Source organism: Rahnella perminowiae, from assembly GCF_019049695.1.
GTDB lineage: Bacteria > Pseudomonadota > Gammaproteobacteria > Enterobacterales > Enterobacteriaceae > Rahnella > Rahnella perminowiae.
Genome location: NZ_JAFMOT010000185.1, coordinates 142226 through 166964 on the forward strand (window position 1 = coordinate 142226; position 24739 = coordinate 166964).

Below are 24739 nucleotides of genomic sequence, written 5' to 3' on the forward strand. Positions count from 1 at the left end.
TCCTCATTGCACAGCAAACTGACGACGGATTTTACGCATCAGCAGGAACAGCCATGGCCACAGCACACCGTCGACCACACTGCTCCAGAAAACTTCAGGCCGGAATGACACGTTGACGACCAGGAATTCCCCCCAGAACACCATGACATCCACAGCCAGTGAAAGCACCATGACAATCAGCGCTTGTTGCCACAGCGCCAGGTTACGGAATAGCTGGAATTTGAACGCGACCAGGTAGGCGGTAATGGCAAAGGCCAGTGCGCGAATACCCAGCGTCGATCCCAGGATCAAATCCATGATAAAGCCGACAACAAAACCGGTACCCACGTTGACGCGATGCGGTAATGCCATCACCCAGTAAATCAGGATCAGCAACAGCCACGACGGCCTGAACATATAGATCTGTTCAGGCCATGGCATCACCTGCAATAGCATGGCTATTAAGAAGGATAGCCAAATAATCCAGCGTCCGTGGCTCCGGTAGCTGTTCATTCTGCCGCTCCCTGAACAGCAGACGTACTGGCAGGCGCAGTGACTGTTCCGGTTGCCGGTGGAGGAACAGGTGCCGGCGGCCCCATATCTCCCGGAGGCGGCAATACTTGCGGCATCATTTGCATCAGGCGCTCATTGGCAACGCGATGCACTTCATCCGGTGGTAAAGGGTGCTCGCCATTGCGGTCAGACCCCCACAACAATAGCAGGTAACGCAAACGTTGCAGACCGGCGGTCGGACGTGCCTGTATCACGGTATAGGCACGCTGATTATCGACCTTAACCGAAGATACCACGCCGACCGGATAACCTTCAGGGAAACGCCCCCCCAGACCGGACGTCACCAGCACATCACCGACACGAATATCGGTATTGCTTGGCAGATGCTCAAGTTGCAAGTCATCAGCACAACCGCTACCGGCAGCGATAACGCGGATATCATTACGCAGTACCTGAATCGGCAACGCATGTGAAGCATCACAAATCAGCAGTACACGGCTGGTCAGTGCGGCAACAGCAACAACCTGGCCGACGACGCCTTTATCACTGATAACAGGTTGCCCGATATACACACCGTTGTTGCTACCTTTATCGATGACGATCTGATCGCTGTAAGGATCATTGCTGGTGGAGAGCACCTGCGTCACCATTTTATGCTCGTCCTGACGCAACGGTGATCCCAGCAACTCGCGCAAACGGGCATTTTCTTGTTTGTATTGGCCAAGCAACATCAGGTCGCTGTTTTTCAGCAACAACTCCTGACGCAAAGCGCGGTTTTCAAGTTCCAGCTGACCACGGGTGGCAAAAGTAGAGGAAACCTGATCTAAGAATTCACGCGGGGCATTGGACAAAAAATAGAAGGGACTGACGGCCGTATCCATATAGGTGCGGATTTTAACAAACGTACCTATTTTACTGTCGGCAACAATCAGGACAATGGCCGTGAGAATAGCCAAAAAAAGTCGCAGTTGCAGGGAAGGCCCCCTGCTAAAAATTGGCTTCATAAAATATGCGAGTTCCTCGGCAACAGAAGATTTCAGCCAGTCGAAGTAAAGACTTCCCCTGACAGAAAGGCGGCAATCTCATGGGATAGCCAAAACACTGGCAGAGCTTTATCGCTCAGCCAGTGTTTGCGCGGATCCACATTGAACACTGCACACTTCACGTTGCAGGTTTTACCTGACGGACAACCACCTTCCCGGGCAGACTATTCTTGTTTGCAACAAGACTTGCTTAAATCAGCCAGTCTTGGCTGAGATTACTCTTCGCTGAATAAGTCGCCGCCGTGCATGTCGATCATTTCTAATGCTTTACCGCCACCACGGGCGACGCAGGTCAGTGGATCTTCTGCGACAACAACAGGGATACCTGTTTCTTCCATCAGCAGACGATCAAGGTTACGCAGTAATGCGCCACCGCCGGTCAGCACCATGCCGCGCTCGGAGATGTCGGAAGCCAGTTCTGGCGGACATTGTTCCAGCGCAACCATTACCGCGCTGACGATACCGGTCAGCGGCTCTTGTAAGGCTTCCAGAATTTCGTTGGAGTTCAGCGTGAAACCACGTGGAACACCCTCAGCCAGGTTACGGCCGCGCACTTCGATTTCATGCACTTCATCACCTGGATAGGCAGAACCGATGCTGTGCTTGATACGCTCAGCCGTTGCTTCACCGATCAGTGAACCGTAATTACGGCGTACGTAATTAATGATAGCTTCGTCGAAACGATCGCCGCCAATACGCACAGAAGAGGAATACACCACGCCGTTCAGGGAGATGACGGCAACTTCTGTGGTACCACCACCGATATCCACCACCATTGAACCGGTCGCTTCCGATACCGGCAGGCCGGCACCAATTGCCGCCGCCATCGGCTCTTCAATCAGGAACACTTCACGCGCGCCTGCACCTTGTGCAGATTCACGGATAGCACGGCGTTCAACCTGAGTTGCACCCACTGGTACACACACCAGCACGCGCGGGCTTGGGCGCATGAAACTGTTGCTGTGAACTTGCTTGATGAAGTGTTGCAGCATTTTCTCCGTCACGAAGAAGTCAGCGATAACACCGTCTTTCATTGGACGAATAGCGGCGATATTGCCAGGAGTACGACCCAGCATCTGTTTTGCGTCGTGACCAACAGCAGCAACGCTTTTAGGTGAACCAGCACGATCCTGACGAATAGCCACAACGGATGGCTCATTCAGCACGATGCCTTGTCCTTTTACATAAATGAGGGTATTGGCGGTACCCAGGTCGATGGACAAGTCGTTGGAAAACATGCCACGAAATTTCTTAAACATAACGAAGGGATAATCCTGCTAGCTGGGGGCGGAAAATAAAATCCGCCTACTTTACCAACCACGCGAAGCAGCGACAAGGCGCAAAAACGTCCTGCTTCCGTGAAAATTGTCCGCGATGTCGCCATTCACTTGCTGTGACTTTTTGAGGCTGATGGCACTGCGAAATAATTCTGTCTCGCAGGCTCGGTTTACCTCGGGCAGGCACCCAGGCGAAGTAGCAACACCGCACATAAATTCTTACACTTTTACCAACATCTTCCCTCCATCTGCGGCCTGAGCACAAGCACCGGCTAGCAGACAAGGGCGTAGGTCAAAAGCTGGCTCATTCTACGTTAAATAATGCATTAACGGTCACTTAAACATCGCGGTTGTGTGAATATTTTTTACCGACCGGTTCAACAGGCTCCGGACCGGCAAAAAAATCCCCCTGCCCGCCGTGGATCCCGCTTTTCAGCAGGACAGCCCATTCCTCTTTTGTCCGCACGCCGGAGGCAAATACCCGCGCCTGAGTCCCTTCGCATGCACTGAGTAAGCTTTGTACAAAGAGCTGATTTTCAACCCTTTTATCAATGTCACGCACTAATCCAGGATGAAGCTTGACTCTTTCCACGGGAAAAGTTTTCAGATAAGAGGTACTGACCACCGTCAGTCCGGCCTGGGAAACAGCCAGACGACAGCCTAAACCCTGTAATAATCTGATCGAAGGACGTAGCCGGTCGGTATGTTGACAGAGATCGGCCTCAGCAAGTTCAATCAAAATTCGATTTCGTTGCGATCTTTCGCACTGCAGCAAGGTATCGCGCAGCCAGCGCACAAATGAGCGCTGCAATAATGAATCAACCGTCAGGTGAAATGCTAACGTTTCGTCCGACCAACGGTTAAGTAACGGAATAATCTGACTTAACATCACCCGGTCAAAGCTTTGCGAGAGTCCGAACTGCACCACCAGCGGAATAAACTCCGCCGCCAGCAATTCCTGCTCACCATCGAAGACCCGGCGCTGTAATTCACGGTGATCGGGTTTGCTGTCCCGGGTGAACGCGGGTTTCTGATAAAGACGCGGGCCGCCGCGCGCCAGTGTATTTTCAAGCAGTGTCCGCCAGCGCACACTGCCACGGCCTTTTTCCGGCACATTTTTATCGTAGATATACCAGCTGTTACTTCCCTGGAACGCCGCATGCCGCGTCGCCTGCTCAGCCATATCCATCACCTGATCCGGTGTCTGGCCGAAACGGTAAGCACTGATGCCGATATACATCAGCGCGTCACGGTCAATCAGCGACGAGGTCGGCAGAACGCCAAGCGCATTGACGAGCTGAGAGGCCATCACTTCCGCTTCCTTTAAGGTGCGGTGTGGCAACAGCACGGCAAAATCACTGTGGAAATAACGTGCCAGCAGCGCATCGACATGACGCATCACGAATGTCGATAACAGATTCACCATCGCCGAACGCAGTTCTTCGACCACGGCCTGACCGTGCGTTTCGCGCATAGTGTCGAAATCTGGCAAGCGCAATAACATCAGCACACCGTGCGCCCCCTTTTCTTCCAGTTGTGTCGCAAGCTGATTGTCAAAGAACAGGCGGTTACTGAGGCCGGTTTGCGCATCCTGCTGAGCATAAGCGCGGATCAGGGTATCCACGCGGCTGCGCTGCTCGCGCGCTTCATTCAGATCCGTCAGCAGACGATCTATTGCGCTGCTGGCAGCATGCGGCCATTCGCCCATATCACCGGACAATCCTTCACGTTCGCCGCGTAATATTCTGACCGCGCGGTCTTCCAGTTTTTCCACGCCGTCCGTTTCCTGACGTAACCAGCGAAAACTCAGCAGCAGCATAGCCAGCATGAGCAGAATGGCGATCCCAATCGTGAATGTAGAACGCAGGGAGCGGATATAGCTGCTGACAGGATCAACATAGGAAATATGCAGCGACATGGCGTGATTTTGCATCAGCGGGATAATGGCAGTGTCATATTCCGGCATCACGCTGTCCCACGAGCGATGCACATCCGGACGCTCATGGTATTCAAAAACAGTGGTGTCATTAAGTTTGACTTCGATATCAGTCACATCGAGCATGCGCATAGCCTGTGGCATCCAGCGCTGGGCTTCTGCGGGAGTGTGCGTCAGCAACGCCTGATCATAGGTTGTGGCAAGCGCCTGAAGGTGTTGCTCAGTGTCTTGTTTATTCAGATAGATAAAGCTGAAAGTGACGCCAAGCAACATCAGTAACATTGCCAGCGCGACTAACATCGTCATCAGTGCCGATAGTCTGGTAGTAAATCGCATCCCTGTGCCTTACTCGCTACGGTGAGGAGGAAACAAACCCTTTCTCTGAGCCTGCTACGAAAAAACGCCGCTACTATAAAACAGAAAAACGCGATGAAAGGAGAAATTTACCAAAGAGTCGTTTGTATACATTCATAGCATAGCAATACAAAAACCAATCAATTCGGAATTCTTATATAAACAGTAAACGCTGACTCAATATCTGCCGGCAGGATGCGATTTTTTAGCGCGATATCTCGCAAAGCCGCCGTTTTCACGCCATGCTCTGTCTATAACCATAAAAAAATGAATCGCAACAATGAGAATGCCGGAGAATGCCATGTCCACACCCCGCAAACTGACCGAAGCAGACGTCACACCCGAAAGTATTTTTTATGACCGACGCAAAGTTTTGCAGGCGCTGGGGATCAGTGCCGCGGCACTCGCAGTCCCTCAAAACGCACGTGCGGATATCCTTTCCTGGTTCAAAGGTCATGACCGCCCGGCCGCCCCAGCCGGTAAACCGCTGGATTTCACCAAGCCTGCTGCTTATCAAAATGACCTGACACTCACCCCCGAGGACAAAGTTTCCGGCTACAACAACTTCTATGAGTTCGGGCTGGATAAAGCCGATCCTGCCGCCAATGCCGGGCAACTGATCACGTCACCGTGGACGTTAAAAATAGAAGGCGAAGTCGCTAAACCGATCACGCTGGATATGGATGACATCATGAAGCGTTTCCCGCTCGAGCAGCGTATCTACCGGATGCGTTGTGTTGAAGCCTGGTCGATGGTGGTGCCGTGGGTGGGTTTCCAGCTGAGTGAAATTCTCAAACTGGCAGAGCCGACCAGCAAAGCGCGTTATGTCGCCTTCACTACCTTATATGATCCGGAACATATGCCAGGGCAGAAAGACCGTTTTATCGGCGGCGGGCTGAATTATCCCTATGTTGAAGGGCTGCGTATAGATGAAGCGATGAATCCGCTGGCGATGCTGACCGTGGGTGTTTATGGCAAAGCACTGCCGCCACAAAACGGCGCACCCATCCGTCTGACCATTCCATGGAAGTACGGCTTCAAGGGGATTAAATCCATCGTGAACATCAAATTTACTCAGGATGAACCGCCGACCACCTGGAACCAGATTGCCTCCAACGAATACGGATTTTATGCCAACGTGAACCCGCATGTGGATCACCCGCGCTGGTCGCAGGCGACGGAACGTTTTATCGGTTCCGGCGGGTTGCTGGACGTTCAGCGCCAGCCGACGTTGCTGTTCAATGGCTATGCCGATCAGGTGGCGTCGCTGTATCACGGTATGGATTTGCGTAAGTTCTATTAAGGAAGAGGCCGTTCAGCTATGCGTCGTTTAAGCCCTGCCAGTATTACCGGATTGAAAGTCATTATTTATCTTGCTGCCATTCTGCCCTTTCTCTGGCTCCTGCTGTCCATCAACCAGGGCTGGTTCAGCGCCGATCCGGCAAAAGATATTCAGCATTTTACCGGTAGGATGACTCTGAAATTTTTGCTGGTGACACTGCTGGTGACGCCTGTCGCGCGCTATGGCAAACAACCGTTGCTGATCCGCACCCGTCGTTTGCTGGGATTATGGTGTTTCGCGTGGGGAACCCTGCATCTTCTGAGCTATTCATTCCTCGAACTGGGGATTAACAATATCCGCCTGCTGGGCAGCGAGCTGATTTCCCGCCCGTACCTCACACTGGGTATCATCTGCTGGATCCTCCTGCTGGCGCTGGCCTGTACGTCGACACTGTGGGCCCAGCGTAAAATGGGCGCTGGCTGGCAAAAGCTACATAATCTCATCTATCTGATCGCCATACTGGCGCCGATCCATTACCTTTGGTCAGTCAAAGTGTTGTCACCACAACCGATCATCTATGCAACACTTGCCGCCATCCTGCTGGCCTTGCGCTATAAAAAATTCCGTCAGTGGCTGCGATAAACCGGGGAAAGCGCGTAGGCACAGCCTCTCAGAATTTCGCCAATTGCGCGCACATTCACCCGTCGAGGGTTGATTATCTTCGCTGATAAGACCAGTATTTAGCTGCGAATTGCCACGATATCATTATAATGCCCGACCTTATGCCGAAGATACGGGCTGATTTGCCGCGAAAAAGGTGACAAACCGGTGACATCAGGGTATTTTCTACAATCTTTGTCTAATTGCCGGAGATAGGCTCACAATGGCGCATAAGTTTGACATTTTGCTACTGAACGGTCCTAACCTGAATTTGTTAGGGACCCGTGAGCCTGAAACGTACGGACACACCACGCTCAACGATATTGTTAAAGGTTTGGAAGTTCAGGCTGCTACTGCCGGTGTGGCACTGAGCCATCTGCAATCCAACGCAGAACATGTCCTGATTGAACGTATTCATCAGGCACGCGGAAACGTCGATTTTATCTTGATCAATCCCGCGGCCTTTACCCATACCAGCGTGGCGCTGCGCGATGCATTACTGGGGGTATCGATTCCGTTTATCGAGATCCATCTGTCGAATGTACATGCCCGTGAGGCGTTCCGGCACCATTCCTATCTTTCCGACATCGCAGTGGGCGTTATTTGCGGACTTGGCGCAGATGGCTACCACTTTGCATTACAGGCAGCGGTTAACCGCTTGTCAAAAACCCACTAATTTCTACGCAAAAAGAGTCCGGAATCACACCCATGGATATTCGTAAAATTAAAAAACTGATCGAACTGGTTGAAGAATCAGGCATTTCTGAACTGGAAATTTCTGAAGGCGAAGAGTCAGTTCGTATCAGCCGTGCTGCACCTGCGCAGGCTTATCCTATGATGCAACAGGCTTATGCCATGCCTGTACAACAACAGCCAGGCCTGGCTGCTGCGGTTGCCCCTGCGGCTGCACCAGCAGAAGCGGCTCCGGCAGCAATCAGTGGCCATATCGTTCGCTCACCGATGGTAGGGACGTTCTACCGTACGCCAAGCCCGGACGCTAAAGCCTTCATCGAAGTGGGTCAGAAAGTGAACGCGGGTGATACCTTGTGTATCGTTGAAGCGATGAAAATGATGAACCAAATCGAAGCAGACAAATCCGGTGTTGTTAAAGCAATTCTGGTAGAAAGCGGCCAACCGGTTGAATTCGACGAGCCGCTGGTCGTCATCGAATAACGAGGCGTACCATGGTAGATAAAATTGTTATCGCGAACCGCGGCGAAATCGCCCTGCGTATTTTGCGTGCCTGTAAAGAAATGGGCATCAAAACCGTTGCTGTGCACTCCACCGCTGACCGTGACCTGAAACATGTGCTGCTGGCAGACGAAACCGTCTGTATCGGCCCTGCAGCTTCAGTAAAAAGCTATCTGAACATCCCTGCCATTATCGCGGCGGCGGAAATCACTGGCGCGGTGGCTATCCACCCGGGCTACGGTTTCCTGTCCGAGAATGCCGATTTTGCAGAGCAGGTTGAACGTTCTGGTTTTATTTTCATCGGCCCGAAAGCTGAAACTATCCGCCTGATGGGTGACAAAGTTTCTGCGATCCATGCGATGAAAGCAGCCGGCGTACCTTGTGTACCAGGCTCTGACGGCCCGCTGGGCGATGATATGGACCAAAACCGTGCCTTCGCAAAACGCATCGGCTATCCGGTCATCATCAAAGCGTCTGGCGGCGGCGGTGGTCGTGGTATGCGTGTTGTCCGCAGCGACAAAGACCTCGAGCAATCCATCTCCATGACCCGTGCGGAAGCCAAAGCGGCTTTCAACAATGACATGGTTTACATGGAAAAATACCTGGAAAACCCACGTCATGTGGAAATTCAGGTACTGGCTGATGGTCAGGGCAACGCCGTTTATCTGGCTGAACGTGACTGCTCCATGCAGCGTCGTCACCAGAAAGTCGTCGAAGAAGCGCCAGCACCAGGCATTACGGAAGATCTTCGTCGTTTCATCGGCGAACGTTGCGCCAAAGCCTGTGTGGATATTGGCTACCGTGGCGCAGGTACTTTCGAATTCCTGTACGAAAACGGCGAGTTCTTCTTCATCGAAATGAACACCCGTATCCAGGTTGAGCATCCGGTTACCGAGATGATCACCGGTGTGGATTTGATCAAAGAACAGCTGCGTATTGCATCCGGCCAGCCGCTGTCGATCAAACAAAGCGAAGTGAAGGTCAAAGGCCATGCGGTGGAATGCCGTATTAACGCGGAAGACCCTAATACCTTCCTGCCAAGCCCGGGCAAAATCACCCGCTTCCACGCTCCTGGCGGCTTCGGTGTTCGTTGGGAATCCCATATTTACGCAGGCTACACTGTGCCTCCGTACTACGATTCCATGATCGGTAAACTGATCACTTACGGCGAAACCCGTGAAGTGGCCATTGCCCGCATGAAAAATGCACTGGCAGAGCTGATCATCGACGGCATCAAAACCAACATTGACCTGCAAATGCGCATTATGGACGACGAGAATTTCCAGCATGGTGGCACCAACATCCACTATCTTGAGAAAAAACTCGGTTTGCAGGAAAAATAAAAAGACCGTACCGTTGCGTACTCTCTTATCAAGGCCGGATATTCCGGCCTTTTTTACGTTTTGAGGGGAGACAAATAAATGGCATTGGATAAACGTTTTTTGCAAGCCAACCGCGAAGCCCGCTGGGCATTCGGGCTGACGATTGCCTATCTGCTGGCATGGTGTTTTGCTGCGTATATTCCTGACGACAAACAGGGTATCACCGGTCTGCCGCACTGGTTTGAAATGGCCTGCCTGCTGGTACCGCTGATTTTCGTTCTTTTAAGCTGGTTGATGGTTCGCGTGATTTATCGCGATATTCCGCTGGAGGACATTAATGCAGACTGAAGTCTTATTGCCACTGATTGCCTACTTACTGCTGGTTTTCGGGTTGTCTGTCTATGCCTATACCCGCCGCGAACAGGGCAACTTTCTGACCGAATATTTCCTCGGTAACCGTTCAATGGGTGGTTTCGTACTGGCCATGACCCTGACCGCCACCTACATCAGTGCCAGTTCCTTTATCGGCGGCCCCGGTGCGGCCTACAAATTTGGTCTTGGCTGGGTATTACTGGCGATGATTCAACTGCCTGCCGTCTGGCTTTCACTCGGCGTACTGGGTAAAAAATTTGCCATTCTGGCGCGTCGTTATAATGCGGTCACGCTGAACGACATGCTTTTTGCGCGCTACCAGAGCCGCTTACTGGTCTGGCTGGCAAGCCTGAGCTTGCTGGTGGCGTTTCTGGGTGCGATGACCGTCCAGTTCATCGGTGGCGCACGCTTGCTGGAAACGGCGGCGGGTATTCCTTATGACACCGGTCTGCTGATTTTCGGCATCAGTATTGCGCTGTACACCGCCTTTGGCGGCTTCCGTGCCAGCGTCCTCAATGATGCCATGCAGGGGCTGGTGATGCTGCTCGGCACTATTTTGCTGTTGATCGCCGTCATTCACGCCGCAGGGGGTCTGCACAGCGCGGTAGATAAGCTCCGGCAAATCGACCCGAAACTGGTGTCCGTGCATGGCGGAGATGACGTCCTTTCACTGCCTTTTATGGCGTCTTTCTGGATTTTGGTGTGCTTTGGTGTGATCGGCCTGCCGCATACCGCTGTGCGCTGTATTTCCTACAAAGACAGCAAAGCGGTACACCGTGGCATTGTGCTCGGCACGATTGTGGTCGCCGTTTTGATGTTCGGTATGCATCTGGCCGGCGCGCTGGGACGTGCGGTATTGCCTGATCTGAAAATCCCAGACCAGGTTATCCCGACATTGATGATCACCGTACTCCCCCCTTACGCCGCCGGTATCTTTCTTGCCGCGCCGATGGCTGCCATTATGTCGACCATCAATGCGCAACTTTTGCAGTCATCAGCGACTATCGTTAAAGACTTGTACCTCGGTATTAAACCGGAGCAACTGACTAACGAGCGTAAGTTAAAACGCTTATCAAGCTGGGCCACCTTTATACTGGGATTATTGGTGTTACTGGCCGCATGGCGTCCGCCGGAGATGATTATCTGGCTGAACCTGCTGGCATTCGGCGGGCTGGAAGCGGTGTTCCTGTGGCCGCTGGTGCTCGGTTTGTACTGGGAACGGGCAAACGCTGCGGGCGCGCTGAGCGCAATGATTGTTGGCGCAGTTTGTTATACCCTGCTCGCCAGTCTTGACCTGCATATTGCCGGTCTGCATCCGATTGTGCCGTCGCTGTTGCTGAGCCTGCTGGCGTTTTATGCTGGCAATAAATTTGGCAAACAGCCACGCGAAACCGTACTCAGGCCGTCCTGAACGGACGGTACTGCTATTACAGATTGTTAAGAAGAGAATGGCTATGCCTTGGATCCAACTGAAGATTAATACCACCGGTAACGACGCGGAAACGCTGAGTGATGCGCTTATCGAAAGTGGCGCGGTATCCGTGACTTTCCAGGATACTCACGATAACCCGGTTTTCGAACCGCTGCCCGGCGAAACCCTGTTGTGGGGGGATACTGACGCTATTGGCCTTTACGACGCGGAAACCGATATGGACGAAGTGATCGCTATACTGGAAAACGCACCGCTGCTGGGCAAAGGTTTTGCGCATAAAATCGAACAACTGGAAGACAAAGACTGGGAACGCGAATGGATGGATAACTTCCATCCCATGCGTTTTGGCGAGCGTCTGTGGATTTGCCCGAGCTGGCGCGATGTGCCGGATCCGAATGCCGTGAACGTCATGCTGGATCCGGGGCTGGCGTTTGGTACGGGTACTCACCCGACCACGGCCATGTGTTTGCAATGGCTAGACAGTCTGGATCTGAACGGTAAAACCGTGATCGACTTCGGTTGCGGCTCCGGCATTCTGGCGATCGCCGCGCTGAAGCTGGGCGCAAAGCATGTGGTCGGGATCGACATCGATCCGCAGGCCATACAGGCCAGCCGTGATAATGCCGAACGTAACGGTGTTTCAGAGGGTCTGTCGCTGTATCTGCCGCAAGACCAGCCTGAGGATCTGTCGGCCGACGTGGTAGTCGCCAACATTCTGGCAGGCCCTTTGCGCGAACTGGCTCCCCTTATCAGTGTACTGCCGGTCGCAGGCGGCCATCTGGGACTGTCCGGCGTACTGGCCAGCCAGGCACAAAGCGTGGCGGATGCCTATAAAGACAAGTTTGACCTGGATCCGGTGGCCGAGAAAGAAGAGTGGTGCCGCATCACCGGCATTAAAAAAGCCTGATTTATGTTCCCCGCTCTTTCTGTTTGTGCAGAAAGAGCGGATTTTCTTCTAAAACTCTTTTACGGCCTGTTCTCATATTTCTCCTGCCGCACAAAACCCTTACACTTTGCGAGGTTTTATTACTCAACACATGAAAGGGATATCTCTTGAAAGGAAAATTATTCTCTGCCGCGCTGGCCGCACTGACCTTGTCAGTTTCTGCACAACCCGCCTGCGCAAACGAAGCGTCGCACTGGTCATATGATGGCGACACTGCCCCGCAAAACTGGTCGAAACTCAGCCCTGATTTTTATCTGTGTGAACAGGGTAAAGCACAGTCGCCTATCGATATCAAAGATGCCTTACAGGTGCACCCCCGCCCGCTTAAGCTCAGCTATCAGTTGCCACCGGTCAGTGTCATTAACAACGGTCACAGCGTGCAGGTAAATGTTCAGCAGGGGGACTTCGTTACACTGGACGGCGAAAAATTCGTTCTGCAACAATTCCATTTCCATTCCCCGAGCGAAAATACCCTCAACGGTAAATCCTTCCCGATGGAGGCGCATTTTGTTCATATGAATGCTGAAGGGGAGATTGCGGTGATTGCGGTGATGTTTGAAACCGGCAAGGCTAATGCCGGACTGGAAAAAATATGGCAACAAATGCCTGATAAAGCAGGAGAACCTGTCGCACTGAAGACGAAAGTTGATCTTCTTAGCCTGATGCCAAAAGACCTGACGCATTACCGCTTCAGCGGCTCACTGACCACTCCACCGTGCACAGAAGGGGTACGCTGGCTGGTGGTTAAAGAGCCTCAGACATTGTCTGAAACCCAGTTGGAGAAATTCCAGCATGAGATGCATCATGCGAATAATCGCCCGGTGCAAGGGCTGCATGGCCGGGTCATCGTCGCGCAATAATTGCGCTTCCCCTTCAAGGCAGCAGAGCGGGCCCGCTGCCTTATTTTTAAAACCTGATGCCCTTCCTCTATTCCATGTATTCTCTGCGATATTTCATACACAGAAATATACCGGCTGAAATATGACTCTCTGTTATTTTCCGTAGCCGGTATATCACTCAATACTGTCTGATAAATTACAGTCTCGTGATCTCGTCTTCCTGATTAACATAATCATTAAGACTGTTAAAGCATACTGACAGCTCCTGGCACTCCTGATTAATTCCAGGATATTCTGAGCGAGGCAGGTACCGGGAAAATATGGATGAAATAGGCTCGCATTCCCAGGGCGGCATAACTTTAACGCCACCCAGCCAGTAAACCACATTATTGGCGACCTGAGGATTACCCCGGTTACGGTAAAGCCATCTTATTTCAGCGCTGGTGATATCGCCCGGTCTCTTTTCAATAACCCGCTCAAACGCGATTTCATCAAGGATAAAATGCACCCTTTTATTTCTGGTTTTGGTTTGAAACTCCAGCCCGGCTTTACTGGCCCGAATCCATGCTTCTTTAGCAATATCGAGGTTTGTATTAGAATTTTTGGGGGATAGTTGCCGTATCCTCGCATTTTTCAAACGAGAAATATCCACTTCAACCGTTTTTCCCCAGTGTATGTATTGTGCCTGATGAACTGATTTTATCTGGTGCGGAGATATTCCTTTTTCCAGGTTCCATTTCTGATGGTTACGTAAAAAATGCTTAAATTGGATCGCCCTTTTCGGATCCGCGGTCGCTTCTCCTCTTGAGCGGATTTGTCTATCAGACGAGTAAAACTTTCCGGGCGCATGCAGCCGGTGGCTTATTTTTGAAACATTGACCACACTGTTGGTCAGTTGATTTTGAATAATAATATCCTGTCGTTTTCTCCCGTGGCGTAATATTTTAATAAATATACCGTTGTCTCTCATCGTGCTTCTAATCGCCCGGCACACCGCATCCCGGGGAGCATCCAGACCATAAATAATGTCCCCGTTTTGAAATTCTTCAATAATTTGTTCAAACATGACCCGTCTCCAAAATAAGGGGCGATCATAATTCAACCAAATAGTAATAAAAATCCTGTTTCTCTACATGATACATTTAGCATGCTTATTATTAGGGTTTATCCCATACGCTGGGAGCGGAGAAAAAGGGGAACGGCGCAGCCTTTAGGCCAGACAAGTCTGAACTCATCCTGCGGCAGTCGGTGAGACGTATTTTTGACCAAAGAGTGATCTACATCACGGAATTTTGTGGTTGTTGCTGCTTAAAAGGGCAAATCTACCCTTAGAATCAACTGTTATATCAGGGGGATTCAGAGAGATATTAGGAATTTGCACAAGCGCACAATTTAACCACATCATGATAACGCCATGTAAAACAAAGATAAAAAAACAAAATGCAGTGACTTACATCGCAAGCAAGGCATTTTCTTATCCAATTGCTCAAAGTTTGGCCTTTCATATCGCAACGAAAATGCGTAATATACGCGCCCTTGCGGACATCAGTATGGTCATTCCTAGTTCATGCGCATCGGACACCACCAGCTTACAAATTGCCTGATTGCGGCCCCGATGGCCGGTATCACTGACCGACCATTTCGTGCCTTATGTCATGCGATGGGGGCTGGGATGGCAGTATCTGAAATGCTCTCCTCCAATCCGGAGGTGTGGCGGACGGATAAGTCACGTTTGCGTATGGTACATAACGATGAACCGGGGATCCGCGCCGTGCAAATTGCCGGTTGTGACCCCGAAGATATGGCGGCCGCTGCACGAATTAACGTGGAAAGCGGTGCGCAAATCATTGATATCAATATGGGCTGCCCGGCCAAGAAAGTGAACCGCAAACTGGCAGGTTCTGCATTACTGCAGTATCCGGATTTGGTTAAACAAATCCTGACTACCGTTGTGAATGCAGTAGATGTGCCAGTCACGTTGAAAATCCGTACTGGATGGGCACCGGAACACCGTAACTGTGTACAAATTGCCCAATTGGCTGAAGACTGTGGAATTCAGGCCCTGACAATTCATGGCCGAACCCGTGCCTGTCTCTTCAATGGAGAAGCAGAGTACGACAGTATTCGGACAGTTAAGCAGAATGTTTCCATTCCGATTATCGCGAATGGCGACATAACTGACCCGCATAAAGCCAGGGCGGTACTCGACTACACCGGAGCTGATGCTCTGATGATAGGACGTGCCGCTCAGGGGAGACCCTGGATCTTCCGGGAAATCCAGCATTATCTGGACACAGGGGAGTTGTTACCTCCACCTTCTATGGGTGAGGTTCAGCGCTTGTTAATAGGGCACGTACGGGAATTGCACGACTTTTACGGTCAAGGCAAGGGATTCCGTATCGCCCGTAAGCACGTTTCCTGGTATCTCCAGGAGCATGCCCCAAATGACCAGTTTCGGCGCTCCTTCAACGCCATAGAGGATGCCAGCGAACAGCTGGAGGCGTTGGAAGCATATTTCGAAAATCTTGCGTAACAAAAAAGAGCTGACAGAACTATGTTCGAACAACGCGTGAATTCTGACGTACTGACCGTTTCTACCGTAAACTCACAAGATCAGGTGACTCAAAAGCCTCTGCGTGACTCGGTAAAACAAGCACTTAAGGGCTATTTTGCTCAATTGAATGGTCAGGACGTGAATGACCTGTATGAGTTGGTATTGGCTGAAGTTGAACAGCCACTGTTAGACATGGTGATGCAGTATACCCGTGGCAACCAGACTCGTGCGGCCCTGATGATGGGTATCAACCGCGGTACGCTGCGTAAGAAATTGAAAAAATACGGCATGAACTGATATTCATCAGCTCATGTCTTAAAAAGGCGCTTTTCCGTAAGGGGAGCGCCTTTTTGTTTTCTGCTTTATCGAAAAAACCTTTAGTCCAAAATCTGCGCAAAACCTAATCCAGATCAACCCAAATGAGAATAATTATCCCCTGCATTCAGTGATTAAGAATTACTTTATAGAGACAATAAAATGTCTCCAGGAGTGATACTGATGAAGCAATTTTATCTCCGTTTTACCGCTGCACTGAACAAACCGGATCTGGCGATTTTGCTGTTGCGGATCACCTATGGCCTGCTGATTTTTCACGGCTGGCATAAGCTGCACGACGGACTGGGCGGCATTCAGGGCATGCTGGCAGGATATGGTATTCCGGCATTTGTCGCCTACGGCGTGATCATTGGTGAGGTGATCGCTCCTGTTATGATGATACTGGGGATTTTCACCCGCCTCGCGGCGCTCTCTGCGGCTGCGACCATGGTCGTCGCCTGGCTGATGGTTGGTGTCCACCACACCTTCGCGCTCTCTCCGGTCGGCGCATGGGCAATTGAAGATATCGTTTATTATTTCATGGCTGCTGTAGTGATCGCGCTGTATGGCAGTGGCCGATATTCTGTGATGAGTAATCCATTATATCGCTGATACTCCCCTTTTCAGCATGCTTCGCCAAAGGAGCGTGCTGAAATATCCTGCGGGTGTAACTGCGACGTCTGAAGGAAAACTCCCTTCTTTCGGTAGCGTTTTCATTTTGTTGTGTAAACCCTTCCGTAAAGAAACAGTAAATAGTGCGTTTATCGGACGATTCCCCTCTGCGGTTAGATCACGCGGCATGTTATACTCGCCTCAAGAGTCGTATTCGCCCCGCTCAACGCCTACGGACAGCCCTTCAGCTTCGCGATCCCGCCTTTTAAAACTATGTCTTGATTAAGTAAAAGTGAGTCAATTTGTGTACTTTCGAAAACGTTTACACCTTGATGTTGTCCCACTCTTTAACAGACAATCCGTATCGCGACTGAGCAAACCCCTGACGCGTTACCCCCGGTTTTTTATGCATATGATTGGGCTTTTATGACATCTCCTCGTTTTCGCGCATCTTTTTTACGTCCACGTTACTGGCTGACCTGGTTTGGTCTTGGCGTTCTGTTCCTGCTGGTTCAACTCCCTTATCCGGTGTTAAATCGCCTCGGCATCTGGTTGGGCCGAACGTCCATGCGCTTCCTGAAACGCCGTGTATCAATAACGCGCCGTAACCTGCAATTGTGCTTCCCGGATCTCCCTTCTGATCAGGTCGAAGCGCGCATCATCAGCAACTTTGAATCCCTCGGCATGGGTCTGCTGGAAACCGGCATGGCCTGGTTCTGGTCGGACGCCCGTGTAAAACGCTGGTTTGACGTCAGCGGCCTGCATAACCTGAAAAAGGCGCAGGAAAATAAACAGGGTGTGCTGGTGATTGGCGTACACTTTATGTCGCTGGAATTAGGCGGCCGTGCGATGGGCTTATGTCAGCCGATGATGGCGATGTACCGTCCGCACAACAATAAAGCGATGGAATTTGTGCAGACCTGGGGCCGTATGCGGTCTAACAAGGCGATGCTCGATCGCAAAGATTTACGCGGTATGGTTCACGCGCTGAAAAAAGGCGAAGCCGTCTGGTTTGCACCGGATCAGGATTACGGCCCGCGCGGCAGCGTATTTGCCCCTCTGTTTGCGGTCGATCAGGCCGCAACCACCAGCGGAACCTTTATGCTGGCACGTCTGGCAAAACCTGCGCTGGTGACTGTCGTGCTGGTACGTAAAGCTGGCGGTACCGGTTATGAACTGGTGATCCAGCCTCAATTACAGGATTACCCGCTCGATGATGAAATGGCAGCCGCCGCCTACATGAACCGGGTAATCGAAAAAGAAATTATGCGTGCACCCGATCAGTATCTCTGGCTGCACCGCCGCTTTAAAACCCGCCCCGCGGGTGCACCTTCGCTTTATTGATAAGCGCAAGAGTGGATAAACCCTCAGCCCGATGCCACCGCGTCGGGCTTTTTTCATTCATCGCATCCCATTAAGAGATCTGTAACTTTCATGGCTAAAAAAAACGACGCAACACCGTCTATCTTCGACCATCTCAAAGATGATGACAGCTTTGACCTCTGGGGACGTTCAGGCCTCAGCACCGCGCTCAATAAAGCCAAACCCAAAGCACCGGATAGCGACCAGATCGCGGCTGCACGCAAACTGATCACAGGCAGTAAAGATCAGGCCAAATAAGACGTCCCGTTTTTCTCCGCTGCACTGCCCCGGTTTTACACCCCGTCATGCCAATTTATCTCTCAGCTCATCCGAACTGAGAGATTTGCTCATGGTTTTGCCTCATTTTTTTCCAAATATGAGGGCATATTTCACTTCGCTGCAAACATCGCGATCTGCACTCCAATATTGAAATATTCCGCACTCATTTAAGGCAGTCACATTGACCACGCACTGAAAGAGAGCAATAAATTTTATACACCTCGTCAATGTTACTGTGCAATTCCTCTATGCAACTTGATTGATGGGGCATTTTTCATGTTGGCACTCCCTTTGCAAAGACAGGTGCAGAGGGCGTTGCCCCATAACAGACAGGGTGCTCCGGCACTCACACAATAATAATTTTCAGTTTTGTCTCACAGGACGCTTTATGAAAAAAATATTGCTCTCAACACTGATTGCCGCAGCAAGCTTCGTGACACTGGCTGGTCAGGCTCATGCAGGTACCACTCTGGATGCAGTAAAAAAGAAAGGCTTTATTCAGTGCGGTATTAGCGATGGCTTGCCAGGCTTCTCTTACGCTGACTCCAAAGGCAAATTTACCGGTATCGACGTTGATGTGTGCCGCGCGGTGGCTGCTGCGGTGTTTGGTGATTCTGAGAAAGTGAAATATACCCCGCTGACCGCGAAAGAGCGCTTCACCGCCCTGCAGTCTGGCGAAGTGGATATCCTGTCCCGTAATACCACCTGGACCTCTTCCCGCGATGCGGGCATGGGCATGATTTTCGCCGGCGTAAACTACTACGACGGTATCGGCTTCCTGACCCACCAGAAAGCGGGTCTGAAAAGCGCCAAAGAACTCGATGGCGCAACGGTCTGTCTGCAGGCCGGTACAGATACCGAGCTGAACGTGGCTGATTACTTCAAAGCCAACAAAATGACTTACACCCCGGTGACCTTTGACCGTTCAGATGAAAGCGCCAAAGCGCTGGACTCCGGTCGTTGTGACACCCTGGCTTCTGACCAGTCTCAGCTGTATGCACTGCGTATCAAACTGGGCAAACCGGATGATTTCATTGTGCTGCCGGAAGTTATCTCTAAAGAACCGCTGGGACCTGTTGTGCGCCGTGGTGATGAAGACTGGCTGGCGATCGTTCGCTGGTCACTGTTCGCGATGCTGAACGCCGAAGAAATGGGCGTCACCTCTGCCAACGTCGATCAGCTGGCGGCAAACCCGACCACGCCTGACATGAGCAACCTGCTGGGCAAAACCGGCACTTACGGCGCTGATCTGAAAGTGCCTAATGACTGGGTGGTTAAAATCGTTAAACAGGTCGGCAACTACGGCGAAAGCTTTGAACGTAACGTCGGTCAGGGCAGCGAGCTGAAAATCAAGCGTGGTCAGAACGCCCTCTGGAATAAAGGCGGGATCCAGTACGCACCACCAGTCCGTTGATCCAGTTTTTTAAAATAAGATTTGTTTAAGAAATTGCATACAAAATCCCCAAAGTAATTGGCGTTGCAGCAAGGCGGCAAACGAGTGAATCCCGATGAGCTTACTCAGGTAAGTGATTCGGGTGAGCACGTGCAGCCAACGCAGCTGCGGCGTCAAGTACGACGGGGATTTCGAGGTCATTACTATGTCGCAACGCCCAACCGTAAAGGCGTCGTTCTCGCTGGCAAACCCAGCCGTACGAGCCTGGATTTACCAAATTTTCGCGGTGGTGTTGCTGGTGGCCTGTCTGGGTTACCTGCTCCACAACACCATTACCAATCTGACAACACGAGGGATCACCTCGGGATTTGCGTTTCTTGAAAAAGGTGCCGGTTTCGGCATTGTTCAGCATCTGATTGACTATCAGGAAGGCGACACCTATGCGCGCGTATTTGTTATCGGTCTGCTGAATACCCTGCTGGTTTCTGCGTTGTGTATCGTTTTTGCCTCGATTCTCGGGTTCATTATCGGCTTAGGGCGCCTTTCCGATAACTGGCTGATTCGTAAAGTCTCGACGGTGTATATCGAAACGTTCCGCAACATTCCACCGCTGCTGCAAATCTTCTTCTGGTATTTCGCCGTACTGCGTAACCTGCCGGGGCCGCGTCAAAGCCTGAATGCTTTTGACCTGGCTTTTGTCAGTAACCGCGGTCTGTACCTGCCGTCACCGGAACTGGCACCGGGAAGTCTGGCGGGTTTTATCGCCGTGCTGCTGGCTATTTTTGGCATCATTGCACTGCAACGCTACAACCATTTCCGACAGATACACACCGGCCGGATCTGGCACATCTGGCCGTGGGCGATTGTCATGATCGTTGCATTTCCGGCGCTGGCACACCTGTTTTTCGGGCCTGCATTGCACTGGGACGAGCCTGCACTGCGCGGTTTCAACTTCCGTGGCGGCATGGTGTTGATCCCGGAACTGGCAGCGTTAACGCTGGCGTTATCGGTCTATACCTCAACCTTTATCGCCGAAGTAATCCGCTCCGGTATCCAGTCTGTTTCGCACGGCCAGCATGAGGCCGCCCGTTCGTTAGGTCTGCCGAATCCGGTCACCCTGCGTCAGGTCATTTTGCCGCAGGCGATGCGGGTGATTATTCCACCACTGACCAGTCAGTACCTGAACATCGTGAAAAACTCTTCTCTGGCGGCAGCAATTGGCTATCCGGATATGGTATCGCTGTTCGCCGGTACCGTGCTCAACCAGACCGGTCAGGCAATTGAAACCATTGCTATTACGATGTCAGTCTACCTGATCATCAGCCTGGTAATTTCCTTCCTGATGAACATTTACAACCGCCGTATCGCACTGGTCGAGCGTTAAGGGAATCCCATGACAATGACAACACTTCCTCCGGGAGTCAGAGCCGTGAAGCCCGGTACGCCACTTGGTATCGCCGTGCTCTGGGCGCGTAAAAATCTCTTCTCCAACTGGTTTAACAGCCTGCTGACTTTGTTCTGTATATGGCTGATGTGGCTGGTGATCCCCCCGTTGTTGAACTGGGTGATTTTCCAGGCCAACTGGGTCGGCACCGCGCGCACTGACTGCACCAAAGCTGGCGCGTGCTGGGTCTTTGTCCATGCACGTTTCGGGCAATTCATGTACGGGCTGTATCCGTTCGATCAACGCTGGCGTATCAACGTCACACTGATCGTCGGTCTGCTGACTCTTGCGCCGATCTTCTTTAAAGCCATGCCCCGGCGCGGACGTTATATCGCGTGCTGGATGGTGCTCTTCCCGATTTTCACCTGGATCATGCTGTACGGCGGTTTCCTGGGGCTGAGTCGCGTCGAAACCCGCCAATGGGGCGGCCTGACGCTGACGCTGATCATTGCCGCAGTCGGTATTGCCGGTGCGTTACCGCTGGGCATTATGCTGGCGCTGGCACGGCGTTCAAGCCTGCCTGTCGTGCGCATTCTCTCAGTGATTTTCATCGAATTCTGGCGCGGCGTGCCGCTTATCACCGTGCTGTTTATGTCCTCGGTGATGCTGCCGCTGTTTATGACCGAAGGGACAAATATCGACAAACTGGTGCGTGCACTGGTGGGGGTTGTGTTGTTCCAGTCCGCGTACGTCGCCGAAGTGGTACGCGGCGGGTTACAGGCGCTGCCGAAAGGTCAGACCGAGGCCGCCGAGTCACTGGCGCTCGGCTACTGGAAAACGCAAGGCTTAGTCATTCTGCCGCAGGCGCTGAAAATGGTGATACCGGGTCTGGTCAATACCATTATCGCGCTGTTCAAGGACACCAGTCTGGTGATCATTATCGGCCTGTTCGACTTGTTTAGCAGCGTTCAGCAAGCCACCGTCGATCCCGAATGGCTCGGCATGTCGACCGAAGGCTATGTCTTCGCCGCCGCCGTCTACTGGATTTTCTGTTTTAGCATGTCGCGTTATAGCCAGCATTTGGAAAGACGCTTTCACACCGGACGTTCCGCACACTGAGGTAAACCATGAGCGACCATCAAGTCACTGAAAACCAAAATATGATGATCACGCTGGAAAACGTGAACAAGTGGTACGGACAGTTCCACGTATTGAAAGATATCAACCTGAGCGTGAAACCGCGTGAACGTATCGTGTTATGCGGCCCTTCCGGCTCCGGGAAGTCAACGACCATTCGTTGCATTAACCATCTGGAAGAGCACCAGCAAGGGCGCATCGTCGTGGACGGCACTGAACTGAACGATGACTTGCGCAATATCGAACGCGTACGCACCGAAGTCGGTATGGTATTTCAGCACTTCAACCTGTTCCCGCATCTGACCGTGTTGCAGAACTGTACCCTGGCGCCGTGCTGGGTGCGTAAGATGCCGAAGAAGGAAGCCGAAGAACTGGCGATGCATTACCTGAAACGTGTGCGCATCGCCGAACATGCGCATAAATTCCCCGGTCAGCTTTCCGGTGGTCAGCAGCAGCGCGTAGCCATCGCCCGTTCGCTGTGTATGAAGCCTAAAATCATGCTGTTTGATGAACCCACGTCTGCACTCGACCCTGAAATGGTGAAAGAGGTACTGGACACCATGATTACGCTGGCAGAAGAAGGCATGACTATGTTGTGCGTGACGCATGAAATGGGCTTTGCCAGAACCGTCGCCGACCGGGTGATCTTTATGGATCGCGGGGAGATCGTCGAACAGGCACCACCACTGGAGTTCTTCGCCAATCCGAAATCAGCGAGGACGCGGGAGTTCTTATCGCAGGTGATCCATTAAGCTGAGGCCGCAGCTTGACCGGCATATGAACGGAATGGTGAAGGTTTCGGTTTCTCAATAGCGGTGCTCGCTTAGCGGCTGCCGCCGAAACCGCCCAAAAGGGGAAAGTGCTTTTCCCCTTTTGGATTTCCCCTCGCTTTTTCAACACGCGCTATCGCTCGCTGGCTATGTTTCAGCCACCACAGTGACAGGCTGGAAATCTTGCCGCTGCGCGGTTCCTTCCCTCGGTCCTGGAGCCTCTGGTCTCCAGGCCGCTCCGTTCAGCAAGCTTTCTGAATCGCCCGCAGGCTTTTTTAAAGAAGATGGTGAGGTTGTGAGGTTAACGTTGAGGCCGGTTCCAAAATATCGCCGGACGAGAGGTGGAAAACCGCGCGGTAGTTTGCGCGGGTTGTAACCCGACGGGAGGGCACCGCGCAGCGGCAGGATTTTGCGGCTGTCGCTGCCGCACCTGAAACATGGCCAGCGAGCGAAGCACGCAGTTAAAAAGCGCGGAGTCCAGAGGCCCGCGTGTTACCGGGTCTCTGGTCGGTGTGGGCCGACGCCCACAACCTTGAATTTGAATTTGAACTTAAAGTTTCAGATCTTTTTCAAAAGATCATCACCACATCAGCCCCCCGATCACCGGCGCAATCACCACCGTGACCACCCCCGCCAGCATCATCACCAGGCTCGACACCACACCTTCTTCCGCACCCAGTTCATAAGCTCTCGCCGTGCCCGCACCGTGTGACGCCGCACCGAAACCGGCACCTTTTGCGAGGCCGCTTTTTACCGCCAGGCGCAGAAACAGCATATCGCCGACCGCCATACCAAAGACGCCCGTGATCACCACAAACAGCGCCACCAGATCCGGCTGGCCACCCATTTGTTTAGCGGCGGCCAGCGCAAAAGGCGTAGTGATGGAGCGTACCGCCAGGCTGCGCTGGATTTCTTCCGGCAGCGTCAGCATGCGTGCCAGCCAGACCGAACTGCTGACGGCAACCACTATCGCCGTCAGCACGCCTGCACTGAGTGACATCCAGTGACGACGGATCACTGCCATATTTTCGTAAACCGGCACCGCAAACGCGATGGTTGACGGCCCGAGCAACCACAGCAACCAGTGCGTTTCACCGATGTAATCCTGATACGACGTATGCGTCACCACCAGCAAAATCACCAGCACGATGGGTGTGAACACCAGCGGCATCAGGAGCAATGTGCGTTTCTGGCGGTACAGTTTTTTGTTGCCGTAATACAGCCCGAGGGTGACCACGAAACACAACATGCTGATCAGTAAATCAGTCACGGTTTGCCTTCCTCGCCGCCAGACGTTGCTCCAGACGATACACTTTATCAACGACCACTGCGGTCGCCCCGAGCGTCAGCATCGTGCTGATACCAATCACCAGAAAGATTTTCCAGCCTTCGATCATCAGCAACTGGGCGTAATTCACCACAGCCACCACGGCCGGCACAAAGAACAACAGCATCTCTGCCAGCAGCCAGCGGGAACCGGCTTTCACCCATTTCACCGGTAAAATACGGAACATAATCAGCAGCAAAAGCATCAGCATCCCGACAATATTGGCAGGCAAAGGCAGATGGAGCGCAGTGACAAGGCGATCGGCTATAACGAATAACACCGCATACAGCACCACCTGAACAGGGATCTGGCAACGGGTCAGCAGGGACGGCGCTTTAGTGCGCAACGCCAACAACATGGGAATAACCTCGAAAGAGGAAAGAGTGAAAAAGAAGTATACGCTGGCAGGAAACCGGTAAAGAAATGAATTAAAATTATAAAAATGATTCCAGTTTGGAAT

At 52.0% G+C, this 24739-nt stretch carries 25 protein-coding genes; 18 read left to right on the forward strand and 7 right to left on the reverse strand.

Going from position 1 to position 24739, the window contains the following annotated elements:
- Positions 1-3: 3 nt before the first annotated feature.
- From mreD to csrD, 4 genes are all read right to left on the reverse strand, one after another.
- Positions 4-492 (reverse strand): rod shape-determining protein MreD, encoded by a 489-nt coding sequence (mreD, locus tag J1781_RS19950; RefSeq protein WP_129954757.1) that lies wholly within the window; start codon positions 490-492, stop codon positions 4-6.
- A complete protein-coding gene (gene mreC / locus J1781_RS19955; RefSeq protein WP_129954758.1) occupies positions 489-1496 on the reverse strand; it encodes a rod shape-determining protein MreC in 1008 nt (335 codons plus the stop codon). The genes mreD and mreC overlap by 4 nt, the downstream gene beginning before the upstream one ends.
- Positions 1497-1750: 254 nt before the next feature.
- Positions 1751-2794, reverse strand: a complete 1044-nt coding sequence (gene mreB, locus J1781_RS19960; protein ID WP_013577291.1) for a rod shape-determining protein MreB — start codon at positions 2792-2794, stop codon at positions 1751-1753.
- A gap of 355 nt (positions 2795-3149) precedes the next feature.
- Entirely contained in the window at positions 3150-5084 is a 1935-nt protein-coding gene (gene csrD, locus J1781_RS19965) for an RNase E specificity factor CsrD (RefSeq protein WP_217234077.1), read from the reverse strand.
- Between the two features lie 319 nt (positions 5085-5403).
- Here csrD and msrP point away from each other — a divergent pair, with 319 nt between their 5' ends.
- From msrP to J1781_RS20010, 9 genes are all read left to right on the forward strand, one after another.
- Complete coding sequence (gene msrP, locus J1781_RS19970; RefSeq protein ID WP_217220155.1) at positions 5404-6405, forward strand: protein-methionine-sulfoxide reductase catalytic subunit MsrP; 1002 nt, start codon at positions 5404-5406, stop codon at positions 6403-6405.
- An 18-nt stretch (positions 6406-6423) separates the two neighbouring features.
- On the forward strand, positions 6424-7026 hold the full coding sequence (gene msrQ, locus J1781_RS19975; RefSeq protein WP_129954761.1) for a protein-methionine-sulfoxide reductase heme-binding subunit MsrQ: 603 nt from the start codon (positions 6424-6426) through the stop codon (positions 7024-7026).
- Between the two features lie 241 nt (positions 7027-7267).
- Entirely contained in the window at positions 7268-7720 is a 453-nt protein-coding gene (aroQ, locus tag J1781_RS19980; protein ID WP_217234078.1) for a type II 3-dehydroquinate dehydratase, read from the forward strand.
- Between the two features lie 32 nt (positions 7721-7752).
- Positions 7753-8217: an acetyl-CoA carboxylase biotin carboxyl carrier protein gene (accB, locus tag J1781_RS19985; RefSeq protein ID WP_013577296.1), complete on the forward strand. Its 465-nt coding sequence runs from the start codon at positions 7753-7755 to the stop codon at positions 8215-8217.
- 11 nt (positions 8218-8228) lie between these two features.
- Positions 8229-9578 carry an acetyl-CoA carboxylase biotin carboxylase subunit gene (gene accC / locus J1781_RS19990; protein ID WP_217158708.1) on the forward strand — a complete coding sequence of 450 codons (1350 nt, stop codon included), beginning with the start codon at positions 8229-8231 and terminating at the stop codon, positions 9576-9578.
- Between the two features lie 84 nt (positions 9579-9662).
- Complete coding sequence (locus J1781_RS19995; RefSeq protein WP_165383762.1) at positions 9663-9905, forward strand: YhdT family protein; 243 nt, start codon at positions 9663-9665, stop codon at positions 9903-9905.
- Positions 9895-11340 (forward strand): sodium/pantothenate symporter, encoded by a 1446-nt coding sequence (gene panF, locus J1781_RS20000; protein ID WP_217138156.1) that lies wholly within the window; start codon positions 9895-9897, stop codon positions 11338-11340. The genes J1781_RS19995 and panF overlap by 11 nt, the downstream gene beginning before the upstream one ends.
- Positions 11341-11383: 43 nt before the next feature.
- Positions 11384-12268 carry a 50S ribosomal protein L11 methyltransferase gene (gene prmA, locus J1781_RS20005; protein WP_129954765.1) on the forward strand — a complete coding sequence of 295 codons (885 nt, stop codon included), beginning with the start codon at positions 11384-11386 and terminating at the stop codon, positions 12266-12268.
- 146 nt (positions 12269-12414) lie between these two features.
- Positions 12415-13167, forward strand: coding sequence for a carbonic anhydrase (locus tag J1781_RS20010; protein WP_217234079.1), 753 nt, complete (start codon positions 12415-12417; stop codon positions 13165-13167).
- 175 nt (positions 13168-13342) lie between these two features.
- Here the strand turns inward: J1781_RS20010 and J1781_RS20015 are convergent, their stop codons facing one another.
- Positions 13343-14212, reverse strand: a complete 870-nt coding sequence (locus tag J1781_RS20015; RefSeq protein WP_217234080.1) for a hypothetical protein — start codon at positions 14210-14212, stop codon at positions 13343-13345.
- 501 nt (positions 14213-14713) lie between these two features.
- On the opposite strand from J1781_RS20015, the gene dusB reads away from it, so the two are divergent.
- The 9 genes from dusB to J1781_RS20060 all read left to right on the forward strand — a co-directional run bounded on the left by dusB (position 14714) and on the right by J1781_RS20060 (position 22934).
- On the forward strand, positions 14714-15679 hold the full coding sequence (gene dusB, locus J1781_RS20020) for a tRNA dihydrouridine synthase DusB (protein WP_129954769.1): 966 nt from the start codon (positions 14714-14716) through the stop codon (positions 15677-15679).
- A 21-nt stretch (positions 15680-15700) separates the two neighbouring features.
- Positions 15701-15997 carry a DNA-binding transcriptional regulator Fis gene (gene fis, locus J1781_RS20025; RefSeq protein ID WP_004097144.1) on the forward strand — a complete coding sequence of 99 codons (297 nt, stop codon included), beginning with the start codon at positions 15701-15703 and terminating at the stop codon, positions 15995-15997.
- 201 nt (positions 15998-16198) lie between these two features.
- Positions 16199-16627 (forward strand): DoxX family protein, encoded by a 429-nt coding sequence (locus J1781_RS20030; RefSeq protein WP_217234081.1) that lies wholly within the window; start codon positions 16199-16201, stop codon positions 16625-16627.
- A 426-nt stretch (positions 16628-17053) separates the two neighbouring features.
- On the forward strand, positions 17054-17971 hold the full coding sequence (lpxP, locus tag J1781_RS20035) for a kdo(2)-lipid IV(A) palmitoleoyltransferase (RefSeq protein ID WP_129991964.1): 918 nt from the start codon (positions 17054-17056) through the stop codon (positions 17969-17971).
- 90 nt (positions 17972-18061) lie between these two features.
- Complete coding sequence (locus J1781_RS20040) at positions 18062-18247, forward strand: hypothetical protein (RefSeq protein ID WP_129954772.1); 186 nt, start codon at positions 18062-18064, stop codon at positions 18245-18247.
- Between the two features lie 409 nt (positions 18248-18656).
- Complete coding sequence (locus J1781_RS20045; protein WP_217234082.1) at positions 18657-19682, forward strand: amino acid ABC transporter substrate-binding protein; 1026 nt, start codon at positions 18657-18659, stop codon at positions 19680-19682.
- Positions 19683-19866: 184 nt separating this feature from the next.
- Positions 19867-21045 carry an amino acid ABC transporter permease gene (locus J1781_RS20050; protein ID WP_217234083.1) on the forward strand — a complete coding sequence of 393 codons (1179 nt, stop codon included), beginning with the start codon at positions 19867-19869 and terminating at the stop codon, positions 21043-21045.
- Positions 21046-21054: 9 nt separating this feature from the next.
- On the forward strand, positions 21055-22164 hold the full coding sequence (locus J1781_RS20055) for an amino acid ABC transporter permease (protein WP_408004164.1): 1110 nt from the start codon (positions 21055-21057) through the stop codon (positions 22162-22164).
- 8 nt (positions 22165-22172) lie between these two features.
- Positions 22173-22934 (forward strand): amino acid ABC transporter ATP-binding protein, encoded by a 762-nt coding sequence (locus J1781_RS20060; RefSeq protein WP_013577309.1) that lies wholly within the window; start codon positions 22173-22175, stop codon positions 22932-22934.
- 598 nt (positions 22935-23532) lie between these two features.
- On the opposite strand, the gene J1781_RS20065 is transcribed toward J1781_RS20060, so the two are convergent.
- Positions 23533-24222 carry an LrgB family protein gene (locus J1781_RS20065; RefSeq protein WP_129954775.1) on the reverse strand — a complete coding sequence of 230 codons (690 nt, stop codon included), beginning with the start codon at positions 24220-24222 and terminating at the stop codon, positions 23533-23535.
- On the reverse strand, positions 24215-24637 hold the full coding sequence (locus J1781_RS20070) for a CidA/LrgA family protein (protein WP_129954776.1): 423 nt from the start codon (positions 24635-24637) through the stop codon (positions 24215-24217). The genes J1781_RS20065 and J1781_RS20070 overlap by 8 nt, the downstream gene beginning before the upstream one ends.
- Positions 24638-24739: the final 102 nt, after the last annotated feature.